Raw genomic sequence first — 14,682 nt, 5'->3', positions numbered from 1 at the left:
TTATAGTAGATTCGCAGTTAGTATATTACATCATTCCTTCGTCTCAGATTCCTTAGCATTCAAAGCCTCAAGGAGACCTTTATAACTAATCTTAACGTATAAGAACGAGCCATTTGTAAAATCCATTTCACGAATCCATTCCTTATCAGCCTCTTCTATTAAAGGATTCATTTCCATGATCTCTTTTTCTATCTCAGAATAGAGATCCATGGAAAGAGTTATCCAAAAATCACGTTCATCATTACCTCGCAAAAACTCTCCATGTTCTAAAAAAAACATGATCTTTTCCACTTTCAATTCTTTATTCAAAATAAAACTGATAGCAAGAAATCCATATTCCTCAAATTCCTTGTAAGATAAACTCAAATCTTCCATTTTAATATGCTTGTACACGATCTCTCTTATTTGTTCTCGCATTTTCTTTGGAGCAAGTTTCCCGTCAAAATGATACCAGAGAGTATCCTGTATAACAACATTTTTAATCATATAGTAAATATCATCTTTCAAAACTCTATAAGCCACGTTCTTACCTTTAATGATTTCTCCGGATTTCTTACCCTTGACAATGTCACTTCTCGTTTCTCCTTGATTTTGAGAAAACGATATGCTAGAAAATAGCATAAACACAAATAATAATATAAAATATTTCATACTCTAAGTTTTATTACTTTCTTAAATACTTTCTTCCCCCATATTCCACGTTTCTCCGGCACAACCTACAAGAAGAAAAAATACAAGAAACAACTGCAAAAACTTAAATTTACTCATCACTTTATTATTTAAGAGTAAAGTTGAACCTCCCCGCCGAAGCGGGGAAGTTCGCAATAGTGAAATTATCGATAGGTATAGGGGATCAAATCGCCGATGCGAAGGCTATAAATAGGCATCCCGCTGGTTGTCACGTCCACGACTTTCGTATTCATGCTCAAACGGATATATCGCACGTCTTCGCGCTTATCAAGCGGGATTTCGATGAAGGTGGTTTCACCGATAGCGTTCCCAAGGGTAACCCCGCCCTCGTCGAAAGTGGCCTTTTCCCAGCTATAGCCGTTAGCGGAAACCTCTATTTTCAAGGAAGAGAGCAAATATTTCAATTCTTTCTCCGTGTCCGTTGAGCCCGTGTTTGCCTGCACGAACTTGAAGCCGTGAAGGGGTTGCAACTCCTTCATGTCGATATTCACGATCACCGTGAACAAGCTGAAATCCGACCCCGGCTCAAAAACAGTAGAGGGATCATTGTCCAAGAGGCAAGCCACCCCGTTTTTCTTGTCACCATTGTACATGGTGTCCGAGCAGGTCAATTCCCAACCTTTCGTGTCCACCGGCACGATTTCCGGCATCTCGCTCAAATTCCCGCATCCTTTCTCGGTCAACCAATTCATATCGATTTTTGCCGGGGTAGCGGGAACTCCCCACTCCGGATACCCGGGCTCCCCCACCGACAAAAGGTCGATATACGACATTCCGTAATAATCGGCAAAAAGGTAGTGCTGATTATAACATTCCACTTCCACCCCGCGCGTCTTGCTCAAGTAGTACAACGACGTCAATGCCAAGTAGGGATCGGTGGTACTCAAATTCTCCAGATGCCCGGGCAACATGTAACGGTTTTTACCCAAGATCACCTTTTCCAAGTTCGGGAAATAGAACAAATCCTGAAAGGTCGACAAAGTGTAATCCAACTCGAGCACCCTCACGTTGTCCACCTCGCTCTGCCAATCCACGCCATACTTGTGCATCATCACGTTGACAAACCCGGAAGACCATACCCGCTCCTCCATCGACAAGGTGACGGGATCAAATTTAATCGTGTCGATACACCCGGCGAGCAATCCCCGGCGTTCCACCGTGAGCGGTTTGCTGAAATCGATTCCCACGTTCCCGGCGACGCTCTTGTCCTCGTCGGGCAACATAAACATGATGTCGTTCACGATATATTGAATATCACGCCCCATGTTTTCAAGAACATTCCAGGAATATTCTTTATTATCGGTACCCCAGTATTTCAGGTTAATCTCTTTCAGGTTGGCATTTTTCCCGTCCAACGTCACCACCAGCCTGTCGTTCACCGGATAGAAATTGACAATACCGCGGGTGAAGGAGCGCAAATCCTCGTGTACTTCCGTGTAAGGACGGCCGTAATTGCTTTCCACGAGCGATTCCTTGCCATCGGCAGCCACGTTGCTCACTTTCACGGCGTAAACGGCATCCTGCAAGTTTTCAAGATAAATGGTATCCCGTAAATCACCCGCCAGCACATCCTTGGGTGTCACGTAAACCACCAGCGGCTCGGCATCAAGCTCCGACTGGTAAGCAATCTTCACTTTCTCGATATCGGGGTCGATATTCCCTTTCCAGGAAACCCGCAACCGCTCCCAGCCCGGGTCGATATTCAAACCCGAGCACTTGCCCGTGTAACGGATTACCCCGTCACCGCTAAACTCATCGTAGGTATCCTCCAGGTCCTCGCAACCCACCGCGAAGAGAGCCGCGAACAACCATGCCATATAGTATAATCTGTTTTTCATCATTTCTGTATTCTTCGATTTATTCCGCTTTTACACACACTTCCATTTCATTGAATGTCACGTACTCGCGAGCGTTCATGTCCGGAGTCATCCAATTTCTCGTATTATAAGTATCCGTGACCACCAAAATCAGGTAACGGAATTTTCTCCCCGCCTCGTAATTACATAACATGCGCAAAACGACCGGTTCAGCAACCAAGACGGACGATTCGTCTTCCTTTGTCCAATCTTCCCGCCAGCCGGCACCACCCTCTCCTCCAAGACAATCAGTACGGGTTGCCCAAGAACTCCTAAGATCATCCACATCATCGTCCAGTTCGTAAAGAAGCGTGCATGACGAGAGATCCACCGTTTTAGGATCATCATTCGTGCCGTACAACTTTGCCTTAGCCGGAAGATGTGAAAAATAATAACCGTTCCATACATCTGCCAAGAGATCCGGATATGTAACAGACATATTTTCAGCATTTCGAGGCCACAACGTTTGATAATTCAAAAAAGCATAGAGAGAAACCGCAGCCGGCACTTTCTCCTGCTTCAAGTCGATGATAAAACGGTTACCATCTCCGCTTTCCTCGTTATAAAAAGCATTCGGACCAACCACGTAAGTGCAATACCTGAACTTGTCACCCGCGAGCTTGTTCCTGCGGTAATTCACTCCCTGTTTGTCTCCATCAAACAAATATTCTTGTCCAAAAGAGTAGGTTGCATGAGTCACCGTTTTTCCCCCGAACTCGTAAAGGAAATCTTCCTCGTACTTCAACGTATCCATCGAAAGGCAAGGCAAATCTTCATACACCTGGAGCTTCACGCGTTTCCCGTCGAAATCATCAGTCCGCACGATGACATCCGTGGTCTCCATCACCTGTGTCATCTCGAAGTTTAGCGTATCCCCTCCTGCCTTAATCGGGGTACTCGACACCAGTATCGAGTCCTGTTTCCCGGTCAAGGGATTTGTTCCCAGGTAGAACACGTGTACCATACCGGTCACCGTTTCCGGCGCGGTGTAGGAAACCGAGAAGCCTCCCCAGAACTCTTGTACCTTCAAATCGTCGAACAACGCCACGGTTGCAGAGTTTTCCGTGTTGAACGTCATCTCGACCGACTCGGACTCCACCATGGAACGATTGAAAAGAGAAACTTGCGCAGGCACATTTTGACGCGCCTCCGTGAAGCCGTTCAATAACAAGGTATCCCCCAGGTACGACCCCTCCCGGGTACGCAACTCGCCCCACGCGTCGCGGTACCGAACACGCACGCCGTACACTTCGGGGCTTTTCACGAAATATTTCATCACCGCACCTCCCGGGACGGGCTGGAATTCCACTTTACGGAATTCCACGGGCACGTCGAAACGCAACTCGTCGTCATCCTTGCAAGCGAGAAAACCAACCAATATACCTATAAAGAATAATATCTTTCTCATAATTATTTTTGATTTATAATTCTGAAATCGTCAATTAAATTTTACCACCCTAAATTCTGCACGCAACCGGAATTCATGATCTCCTGGCTATTGATCGGCCAAAAATAATCCCGCGGAGCCACGAACTTATTCGAACTCTTCACGATCACCGGACCTTTGCCATGGTTGTAGAAATTCTGGGCATCATTGCCCGTGACCACCCAACCGTACTGCTTGTCGTTCATCTCCACGTGGGCTGTTTTCCAACGACGCAAGTTCCAGAAACGCATCCCCTCGAACGCAAACTCGATGTTCCACTCCCGGCGGATAATCTCGCGCAAACCCGATTTCTCTTTCACTTTACTCTTATCCTTTGCCATCGCCCAAGAATCTTCCACATCCGGGATTCCGGCACGTTCACGAACGACATTCAAATACTTGTAGGCATTCGGCATATCGTCGATCTCGTTGTAAGCCTCTGCCGCCAACAAATACAATTCTGCCAGGCGGAACACGGGGAAGGGCCTTATACCCCGGGAACGCAGGTCGTTTCCATAATTATGGAGGGCACAGGAAGAATAGGTCCATTTTTTCAGGAAATAACCTGTTATATTCTGACGAAACAACGAGTTCAAGCGAGTTTCTTTCAAGCCGAAGTCCTCTCCCTGGTACACCTCTACCCGGTATTTTTGATTCGCGGTCAACCCCAACTGCCAGTAAGTCCGGTCGGCAGCGATATCCGCGTAGAAACGCGGCTCCCGGCGCGTGTGCAAGTAAGGGATATCCTCTTCCAATATCACCACGTCGTTATACTTCGGATCGCTCACCTTCACCAACTGGTAGGGATTTCCACCCCCGTAAGTGGGATCCTGTTCTATAGGCAAGCCGTTATCCGTGTAGAACATCTCCACCATCTTCATGCTCGGGCTGATGCAAGCCCCCTGCAAATAAGTCTCTCCCGTCGGGGTGCGAGGCAAGGTATAATTATAAAATTCCCCGGATGTTCCATAGGGTTTGATCATCAGCAATGCCTCATCGCTAAAAAAGTTAAACGTGGCTGTCGATTCCTCGATATTCTTCATGTAGCCTAACAAATCGGTTGTCCCGCTTTGCCCGTCAACCAACTTCTTCCCGTTCTCCAGGCAAACTTCTATCGCCTCCCGGGCCGCTTCGGCCGCCCGACGCCATTTTTCGGGATCATTCGTCGTGCTAAACAAGGGTTCCCCGTTCTTGTTTTTGAAATCCCGGTAATCGGGGTTTCCGTTAAATAAATCGGAAGCCTGGTACGCCAACGTGCGGGCTTTTAACGCTAAAGCAGCCTCTTTGCCGAAATAAGCCCTCCGGCTCGACTCCTTCTGGTTCAACGGGAAAAGCAGTTCTGCCGCCTCGTCGCACAATTTAACAATCGCGTTGAAGCAGGTATCCACGTGGCTACGCGGAACTTTCATCGACTGGATATCCACGTTCGGGTCGATATTCTCAGGCACCAAAATGATCGGACCGTAACGACGTACCAGTTCAAAATAGTAGTATGCCTTCAACGCCATGACCTCCCCTTTCCGCTCGCGCTTCTCGGCAGCTTCCAGATTATACACTTGGTCTATTTTACTGATAAACACATTACACATATTGATCGCCGTGTAGTAATCCGTTCTACCCGCTAACGAAGTCGTTGTACCTACTTTTTTCGACCAACGGTCGCTATACGGCTCCAACGAATTCTGCATGCCTTGGGCAATCATTACCCCGGAAAAGACCGGTTTTTGATAATAATCAATGATCGATTTCACGTAATCGCCGGCAACAAACTCGTCGGCACCCAAGAAAGCTTCATTACTCGCAACAGAAGGCACGGGGTCCTGCAAAAACATATAACAACTCCGCAACCAATCTTCCGCCACCTCGCGTGTTTCAAACTCCGTGTCCAAGGTGGTCATGTCTTCCTCCGGCACGATGTCCAACCAGCTATCGCAAGCGGAAAAGAGGAAAAGCGGAGCCAACAAAACGGATGATAATAAATGTTTCATATCGTCGTATTCTTTAAAATTAAAAACTAACGCTCACGCCCACGGCATAAGTCTTCTGTATCGGGTAGTTAAAACCATCCTCTCCCAACTCCACGTCCCATAACTTGAAATTAGAGAACATGAAGGGATTATTCGCCCGGGCAAAGAATTTCACGTTTTGCATCCGAAGTTTCGAACGCAATTTCGAGGGCAAATTATAGGCGAGTTCCAGCGACGTACAACGCAAGAAGGTACACTCGCGCATGAAATAGGTCGATTTCCGATCCCCGTTGTTCACGCTACTCCAATCCTCCTGGGGATTGTTGACCGTGATGCTCTGCGTGGAGAGCCGGGGCCAGAAAGGACGCTCGCTCACGTTCTTTTCCGTCCAATGGCTATCGTATATCTCTTTCAACATGGCGTGATCGTTTACGAAAGGCGACAACGCCGAAGGATTGAGGAAAAATCCCCGGTTACCGGACCCTTGGAACGCGAAATTGAACTCCCAGTTCTTGTAGTTGATGAAACCGCTGAACCCGTAAATGATACGCGGGGTTTCCGGGAAACCGATGTGCACGGCATCCTCCACGTCGATCACGCCGTCCCCGTTGATGTCGCGATAGCGGATATCTCCCGGTTGAGCCGTGGATTGCAAGGGGGAGTTATCAATCTCCGCCTGGTCGTGGAACAAGCCCTCGGCGATGTAGCCCACCTGTTGCGAAATCTCGTGACCGCGCTTCCATTGCCACCGAGGCTTGTCGGTTGCCTCTTCCAACTCCTTGTAAACAGCCTTGTTATACGTGAAGGTCCCGTTCAAGATAATCCAAAAGTCAGGCGAAAAAGCGTGTTGCACTTTCGCGGACAAATCCATCCCCCGCGAGCGCACTTTACCCATGTTATCCAACGGGTATAATTCAATCCCCATGTTAGCGGGAATCACAGTACGGTTGGCGATAATATTATGCCGGATCTCTTGATAGATATCGACATTCAATTCCAACACATCCTTGAAAAAACGGGACTCCAATCCCACGTTCACCTGCTCGGAAATTTCCCATTTCACGTCCGGATCCCCGTAGTTCTTAATCTGTTTCCGATAAAAACTTTCATCGTTTCCCGCATCCGGATAAACCCCTGCATTCACCACATCCGTCTTACCGATCTGTGGCATATACACGAAGCGCGGGGTGGCGATGATACCGTCATTCCCCACTTTCCCGTAAGACCCACGCACTTTCAGGAAGGAAACCACGTTGCTCGCTCCTTGCAAGAAATTTTCTTTCGACACGATCCAAGCCCCGCCCACGGACGGGAAAAAGCCCATGCGGTTGTTTTTCGTGAAACGTTCGGAACCATTGTACCCGAAGCTGGCTTCCACGAAATAGCGGTCCAGATAACCGTAGCTGCCGCGCATGGAGAAACTTAAATTACGATTCTCTATACCGTCATACAAATCGGTAGTTGGGGCGTGGTTTGCCTGCCGCGCCTGGAAGACCGCGGTCAGCGAGGTTTGATGATCCCCCCAAGCCGCCGTGTGTAACAGCCTCCCCTCGTACACCCACTGGGTTGAAATGCTACGACCACTTCCTCCTCCCATCGGTTTTTCCAACGTCCTGCGCCCCGGGGAAGCATTAACATTAGTCAAGAAATGCTCTCCCGTTTCAAAATTGTACCCGCCACTTTCTGGGTTACAAGCATAATAAAAAGGAGAAGTCGTGTAAGTTTCCTGGAAATAATTGGAATTCGAGTACGACACGCTGGCACGTAACTCCAAACCTTTTACCAAAGAGGACAAATTATGGATATATTCCAACCGCGAGGTCAACGAAAAACGCCCGCGTTCTTTATACCCCGCCTGTATGGAAGCATAAGGATTCACCACGCCATTGTCCGGACCGCCAACCACATTCCCGAAGCGGATATGCGGCCAGCCATTCTCTTTATCCCCCGGGTAAGTGGGAGCGAAATTCACGGGGGAAGCGTTAAATGCCATCGCATAAGCCGTTTGCACATCCGCACTCGGTCCGTAATATTTATCCACGGAGAAAGAAGTGTTCGCCAGCAAACGGATACCGGCATTCAGGTTCACGTTCAGGTTCAAACGGGAAGAAAGCGTGGAATTCTTGATATTCACGTCGAACTGGTTCAATTTATCGGTTTTCAACATACCCTGGTCGTTCACGTAATTCACGGAAGCGTAATATTGCACCAACTCGGAGCCCCCTCGCACGTTCACTCCCACGCGGTGGTTGATCGACATATCCTTGAACAAAATCTTGTACCAATCGTTGGCGGGATAAAGCCAGGCAGGATAGTTGGGATCGCCCGTGCGCTCGATTTTTGTCAACGAATAAGCCGGTGTCGCGCTTGGATTACGCGTCATCAACGCCTCGTTGTACATCAACATGTACGTTTTCGGGTCCACCACCTCAATTTTATCCGTCGGCATGGAAGCCACCGCCTCGTAACGCACGGAGGTGTACACACTCCCGGCTTCACCTTTTTTCGTGGTCACGAGGATTACCCCGTTCGCCCCGCGGGCACCGTACATCGCCGTGGCGGAAGCGTCTTTCAACACGGAGAAACTCTCGATATCCTCCGGAGCCATACGCGCCAAATCCAAACGGGAAGATTCCACCCCGTCGATCAACACCAAAGGCTCGGACACCCCGTTGGATGAACTGATACCGCGGATGTAGAATTTCGTGTTCATCTCCTCCTCGGTCAACGCACCCGGGGCACCTCCCGTCTGCCAACCGATGATACCGGCTATTTTCCCGGCAAAACTGGAAGTCAGGTCGCTGCTGGACGATTTCAAGTCCATCGGGCGAACGGTAGTAATGGATGAAACCACGCTCTCTTTCTTTTGCTCGCCGAATGCCACAACGGTCACCTCCTCCAGGTTCTCCTCGGTGGGATTCAAGCGGACATTCAACTTGTCCTTCCCCTTGATTTCAACCACTTTCGTTTCATACCCGATGAAAGATACCCGTAACACGTCGTCCGACTTGGCGGCAATAGCATAATGCCCTTCCGCATCGGAAGCCACCCCTTGCGTCGTTCCCACGATCACGATGGTCGCCCCGGCCACGGGATTACCTTTCTCGTCCACGATTCGACCGCTGACTTTCAGCAAATTCACTTCCTGGGCTTGCTCCTCTTTCGCTTTTTTCTTCACCACGATTACCTTACCCTCTATCGAGTAATCATACCCGTGAGCCACAAGCACCTTCTTCAACACCTCGTCCAACGTCGCGTTCGTGAAAGTTTCCGTGATCTTGATCTCATCGGATATATCATTTTGCTTGTGCACAAAAGTATATCCCGTTTTGGCCTTCAAATCCTCAAGTACTTCCAAGATGGTATTGTTACGATACTTGGCCGAAATTTTCTGTTGCCGCAAAGAATCATTTTGCGCGTACACGACAGCGCACGACAACAACATCAAAATAAAATTTGCTAAAACAATCTTGCTCCATTTCCGAATTCCCACCCGAAAAATGGCGTGATTAGATTTTTTTTTCATACATTTGTTTTTGAATTAATAAGATATCGTCTGCTACCAACAGACGTTACACACGTAAGCGGGAGAATTCCTTGAATTCTCTCTCTTTTTTACTCTAGTTTCTGAACTTCTATTTTCCCATCGGCATTCATTTTAAATTTAACATCTGCCACTTTACCCAACACGGCAAGAAACACCTCCAGCGTCTCGTCACTCGAAATACTCCCCCGCAGGATAATGTCTTCCCCGGGCAAAGACTCCGTCACGAAATCCACGTCGTAAGCACGCGAAACGACTTTCAGGACTTCGCTCAACGCCATATTCTCGATACTGATCATCCCATCTTTCCACGCCACCACGTCACTCACGTTTACCTGGCATACTCGCAAACTATCGGCACCAACGCCCAGAACGGACTGTTCCCCCGGGGAAAGCACCACTGCCTCCGTCCCGTGGATAGGGACTACCTTCACCTTCCCGGCTGCCAGCGTCGTCAACTCCGGCTCTGACGGGTAAGCCGACACGTTAAACTTCGTCCCCAGCACCGTCACCGACTGTCGCACCGTTTCCACGACAAACGGTCGCACCGTATCCCGCGCCACCTCGAAAAACGCCTCTCCCGTAACACGCACCCTCCGTTCGCCCCTCGCAAACTTTTCCGGGTATTCCAACCGACTGTCCGAATTTAGCCACACCACGCTACCGTCATTCAGCGATATCCGGTACAACCCGGCACCCCGGGGTATCGTGATCCTATCATAAACCAGTACATCCTCTTTTTCTTCCCCCGCGTTCTCCTCCAATTTTTTATCGTACACGACCTTACCGCTGCTGATCGCCACTTGCGCTCCATCCCGCTCCTTAAACTCGATCTCGCGACCGCCCAAGTAATGCTGCCCACCATTTGCCATCTCCAGTATAGCCTTGCGGGCGGGCGAACCGATAGAAGCCATCGTTTTACTCTTGTCAACGGCATCATCCTGCCATAGCACGACCGAAGACACAACCGCGGCAACCACCGCGGCAGCCGCCACCCCGTGCCACAACTTGAATGACCGGCGTCTTTTCCCACCAATACGTCCCCGTATCGAAGAGTAATCCCCCTTGATCAACTGTGCCCGCACAACCTGCCGCATCACGAGATTCTCCTTCCGCACAGTATTAAATACCCTGCGATTCTCGTCACAAGCCTCTTTCCATTCTAAAACCTCCTTCTCTTCCGTGGCAGAAAGCTTGCCATTAAAAAAATCCAATAACTCGGATTCGGTAATTTGAGATTCTCTTTCCATTCTATCATATCAATTTCTTACCCCATAGACCGGAAAAATGATAAAACGGTTGATTCAAATCATGAAAAAAAAATCGGAAAAAATAACTTCTTTATAAATCATAGTAAAAACACGAACAAATCTTTGAATTATATTCATATTTTTACTATATTTGTATCGTAATCAAGCCTGAGAGGCCATGAGCTATAAATCAGTAAAAGACGTAATAACGATGCTACAAGAAAACGGTTTCATTTTAAAAAGCCAGAAAGGAAGTCACATGAAATTTGAAAAAGCAGGGAAGACGGTCATCGTTCCAAATCATAATAGCAAAGGCGTAAAAAAGGTACTTATTACAACATTTTGAAGCAAGCAGGGCTAAAATAATTAAACACAGAAAACATGAAAACGGTAGAAGTAATTGTCGAACATGCAGGAAAGAACTTGAGCGCATATATAGAAGGCGCACCGATCATAATAGTAGGCAATAACATGACTGAGATCGAAAATAATACCCGTGAAGCTATCGAGTTATATCTTGAAGACAACCCAAATCCGATTGATATTCTTTCTGGAGAATTCGAGTTGAATTTCAAAATAGATGCGGCAACTTTTATCAATTACTATAGTAGTATTTTCACGAAAGCCGCATTAAGCCGAATAACTGGAATAAACGAACGCCAATTATGGCACTATGCAGCCGGAGTACACAAACCTCGCAAACAACAGTTAGAAAAGATACAACAAGGAATAAAAGCTTTGACGAAAGAGTTATCCTCTATTAGCTTGCTTTAGGGGAAAAATCGAGGAAAATTAGAAAAAACTTCCCGAAGTCGTTTTAATGCATTTACTAGAAGCGTTTTAACCGTGGCAATAGAAATAACAAATTTTTCAGCTGTTTCCCGGTAGCTCAATCCGTCGATATACACCGCCCTCAAAACCTCCCTCATGCGCGGGGGCAATTTCTCGATCTCCTCCTCGACAGCCTGCAATATCTCCTCCGTAAGCCAACCCGCGTCGCTCTCGTCCGCCAACACGGGCAATACCTTGTCCGACTCCCGCAAGACATCCCTCTTTTCCAACAGCTTCAACGCCCTATTCCTCACTGCCGCGAAAAGGTATCCCCGAAGACTACCCGACGTGATCCTCTCGTAAGCCCGTTTCTCCCAGAAATCCACGAGAAAATCCTGTACCACGTCCTCCGCGGCAGGGATGTCACACAAAAACGTATCCGCCCACAGCACCAACGGTCGATAATAATATTCAAACAAGACCTCCATCCCCCGGTGATCGTGTTCGCCCAAAAAACGACATATCAACTTATCATCAACCTGCATAAATTAAAAAACTCACACGCGTGTATAAATTATTGACCTTTCAAAGTTAAATAAAAGCTTCCAATTTTATAGTAATACGGTTCATAAAATGTATTCCATGCCAAACGAATGATACTATTTTCGGTATTTCTCCTCCCCTTCCTCGAACATACTCACGTAGCTGAAATAACGGCTCTCGCTGATCTCCCCGTCCTCCACGGCTTGAATGACGGCACATCCCGGCTCGTGGATATGGGTACAGTTATAAAAACGGCAATCTCCCGCCCGCTTGAATATCTCCGGGAAATAATGGGATATTTCCGCTTTCTCCATGTGGATCACCCCGAACGCGCGGATACCGGGTGTATCCACGATATAGCCCCCGAAACTCAACGGGAACATCTCCGCGAAAGTCGTCGTGTGCTTCCCCGTGTCGTGGGATTCCGAAATCTCCGCCACTTTCAGTTGCAATCCCGGTTCCACCCGGTTGATTAACGAGGATTTCCCCACGCCCGACAGACCGGAAAAGACGGTCACTTTATCTTTCAACGCCGCCACCACATCTTCCATACCCTCTCCCGTCAGCGAAGAAACATGCAAACACTCGTATCCCGCCTCCATGTACACTCGCGTCAAGGCTCCCAACATCATCAGATCGTCCTCGCCGTACAAATCAATCTTGTTGAACACGAGCACGGCAGGAATCCGGTACGCCTCCACCGAGGCTAGAAAACGATCGATAAAGACGGTAGACGTCACGGGATGATTCACCGTCACCACTAGCATCGCCTGGTCGACATTCGCCGCTATAATATGCGCCTCTTTCGACAGGTTGGTCGATTTGCGGATGATGTAATTCTTCCGATCCTCTATCCGGCTAATCACGGCTCCATCGGGATTCACCACTACTTCCACGACATCACCCACCGCAACAGGATTCGTGGTCTTGATTCCCTTCATCCTGAACTTTCCTTTCATCCGACATTCCAGTATCTCACCCGATTCTACCCGCACGGAATACCAGCTTCCGGTAGACTTGAAGACAATCCCTTTCATTCGTTTTCAATTTACAGTTTAAAACTTGCTTCCAGATATCCCGTAACGAACATACCCGGAACACGTTATCAGACTGCAAATATATCTAATTTAACGTGAGTCCGGTGTATCCGTTAGCGGAGAAATTTGCAAAGACCATCTATTTCGCTAATTTTGCCGTACACGAATTTTAGACAAAGATGAAATTAGTTTTCGCGACCAACAACACGCACAAGCTGGAAGAAATTCGGGAGATGCTGGGCTCCCGGCACGAGATCGTTTCCCTGAAAGACATTCAATGCCAAGAGGATATCCCGGAAGAACAAGGTACACTGGAAGGAAACGCCTTGCAAAAAGCCAGGTATATCCACGACAAATACGGGCTTGATTGTTTCGCCGACGACACGGGTCTGGAAATAGAGGCTCTCGGGAATGCTCCCGGCGTCTACTCGGCACGCTACGCCGGCACCGCCCATGACTCGGAAGCGAATATGCGCAAGGTACTCCGGGAGATGGAAGGAACGGCGAACCGCAAAGCCCGGTTCCGGACGGTGATCGCCCTTATCCTCGACAACCGGGAATACCTTTTCGAGGGCATCGTCGACGGGGAAATCCTCACCGAAAAACACGGGCACGAGGGATTCGGCTATGACCCGATATTCCGTCCCGACGGGTTCATGGAGAGTTTCGCGGAGATGCCCCCGCACGCCAAGAACGAGATCAGCCACCGGGGGAGAGCCGTGCAGAGATTATGCCAGTTCCTGAACGAGCGGTAAACCCCACCCCATGCAAACGGTCAAAGCGGTCATATTGAAAAGCCTTCCTTACTCCGAGCAGCAACAAATCATGCACGCCTACTCGGCAGAACGGGGGTATATGCAATTTATCACCCCCATGGCGCTTTTCAAGCGGAAGAACAACCACGCCGTGCAATGTATGCAGATCGTCGAGATCGAATATTACCCCAACGAGCGAGGCGCGCTTCACAAATTGAAAAGCGTATCTTCCCTCGTGAACACGTCCTCCATTTATTTCGACGTGTACAAGATGAACATCGCCCTGCTGTGGGGTGAAATCCTCGACCTCACGCTGCGGCATTCCGACCCGAACGAAGCATTGTTCGAATACATCAGGTACTCCGTGGAATACCTCAATACTTCACGGGAAGATATTGCCAACTTCAACCTGCTGTTCCTCTTCCGGCTTAGCAAACTGATGGGTTTTGGCATCGACAACGATTCTTATCGCCCAGACCACGTTTTCAACATCAACGACGGATGTTTCTATCCCACGAGTACGCCCGAGAACTACTGCACGGGACCACATTCCGCCAAGATCATACACGAACTTTGCACCACCCCACTGGATTCCCTCAAAAACATCCCCCTCAACCAACAAAGCCGAAAAATTCTTCTCGACATAGCCCTGCTCTTTCTCGGTTTCCACCTGAACTTAGATTTCAACACGAAAAGCATCCGGGTGATCCGAGAAATATTCTCGTAGACAAAATTCCCGTATTCATCGACATTCCTGCCTTTTTTACTTAAATAACTTGCTAACAAACCATTGTTGCATATATTCACGAAAACAAATAAATAGCCTTATATGAAAAATTTAAT

Annotated in this window: 12 protein-coding genes; 4 read left to right on the top strand and 8 right to left on the bottom strand. The window is 48.3% G+C overall.

Annotated features, from left to right (window positions below; translation table 11 throughout):
- Positions 1–30 precede the first annotated feature (30 nt).
- The 6 genes from A3CY_RS0111570 to A3CY_RS0111540 form a co-directional block, all read right to left on the bottom strand.
- Positions 31–651, bottom strand: a complete 621-nt coding sequence (locus tag A3CY_RS0111570; RefSeq protein WP_018338085.1) for a hypothetical protein — start codon at positions 649–651, stop codon at positions 31–33.
- Between the two features lie 182 nt (positions 652–833).
- Positions 834–2,528, bottom strand: coding sequence for a DUF4998 domain-containing protein (locus A3CY_RS0111560; RefSeq protein WP_169503628.1), 1,695 nt, complete (start codon positions 2,526–2,528; stop codon positions 834–836).
- Between the two features lie 19 nt (positions 2,529–2,547).
- On the bottom strand, positions 2,548–3,954 hold the full coding sequence (locus A3CY_RS0111555; protein ID WP_018338083.1) for a DUF4959 domain-containing protein: 1,407 nt from the start codon (positions 3,952–3,954) through the stop codon (positions 2,548–2,550).
- A gap of 41 nt (positions 3,955–3,995) precedes the next feature.
- Positions 3,996–5,960: a RagB/SusD family nutrient uptake outer membrane protein gene (locus A3CY_RS0111550; protein ID WP_026207586.1), complete on the bottom strand. Its 1,965-nt coding sequence runs from the start codon at positions 5,958–5,960 to the stop codon at positions 3,996–3,998.
- Between the two features lie 19 nt (positions 5,961–5,979).
- Positions 5,980–9,465 carry a SusC/RagA family TonB-linked outer membrane protein gene (locus A3CY_RS0111545; RefSeq protein ID WP_018338081.1) on the bottom strand — a complete coding sequence of 1,162 codons (3,486 nt, stop codon included), beginning with the start codon at positions 9,463–9,465 and terminating at the stop codon, positions 5,980–5,982.
- 89 nt (positions 9,466–9,554) lie between these two features.
- Positions 9,555–10,733 (bottom strand): FecR family protein, encoded by a 1,179-nt coding sequence (locus tag A3CY_RS0111540; RefSeq protein WP_018338080.1) that lies wholly within the window; start codon positions 10,731–10,733, stop codon positions 9,555–9,557.
- A 178-nt stretch (positions 10,734–10,911) separates the two neighbouring features.
- Between A3CY_RS0111540 and A3CY_RS20900 the strand changes: the two genes are divergently transcribed.
- Entirely contained in the window at positions 10,912–11,079 is a 168-nt protein-coding gene (locus A3CY_RS20900) for a type II toxin-antitoxin system HicA family toxin (RefSeq protein ID WP_394330661.1), read from the top strand.
- Positions 11,080–11,114: 35 nt separating this feature from the next.
- Complete coding sequence (locus tag A3CY_RS0111530; protein WP_018338079.1) at positions 11,115–11,507, top strand: hypothetical protein; 393 nt, start codon at positions 11,115–11,117, stop codon at positions 11,505–11,507.
- On the opposite strand, the gene A3CY_RS0111525 is transcribed toward A3CY_RS0111530, so the two are convergent.
- Positions 11,504–12,049, bottom strand: coding sequence for an RNA polymerase sigma factor (locus A3CY_RS0111525; RefSeq protein WP_018338078.1), 546 nt, complete (start codon positions 12,047–12,049; stop codon positions 11,504–11,506). The genes A3CY_RS0111530 and A3CY_RS0111525 overlap by 4 nt on opposite strands.
- 114 nt (positions 12,050–12,163) lie before the next feature.
- Complete coding sequence (gene rsgA / locus A3CY_RS0111520; RefSeq protein WP_018338077.1) at positions 12,164–13,084, bottom strand: ribosome small subunit-dependent GTPase A; 921 nt, start codon at positions 13,082–13,084, stop codon at positions 12,164–12,166.
- A 179-nt stretch (positions 13,085–13,263) separates the two neighbouring features.
- On the opposite strand from rsgA, the gene A3CY_RS0111515 reads away from it, so the two are divergent.
- Both A3CY_RS0111515 and recO read left to right on the top strand, forming a co-directional pair.
- Positions 13,264–13,839, top strand: coding sequence for a non-canonical purine NTP diphosphatase (locus A3CY_RS0111515; protein ID WP_018338076.1), 576 nt, complete (start codon positions 13,264–13,266; stop codon positions 13,837–13,839).
- A gap of 10 nt (positions 13,840–13,849) precedes the next feature.
- Positions 13,850–14,566, top strand: coding sequence for a DNA repair protein RecO (gene recO / locus A3CY_RS0111510; RefSeq protein WP_018338075.1), 717 nt, complete (start codon positions 13,850–13,852; stop codon positions 14,564–14,566).
- The last annotated feature ends 116 nt before the right edge of the window (positions 14,567–14,682 follow it).

Source organism: Butyricimonas synergistica DSM 23225, assembly GCF_000379665.1.
GTDB lineage: Bacteria > Bacteroidota > Bacteroidia > Bacteroidales > Marinifilaceae > Butyricimonas > Butyricimonas synergistica.
This window is presented reverse-complemented; position numbering and strand designations above follow the sequence as displayed.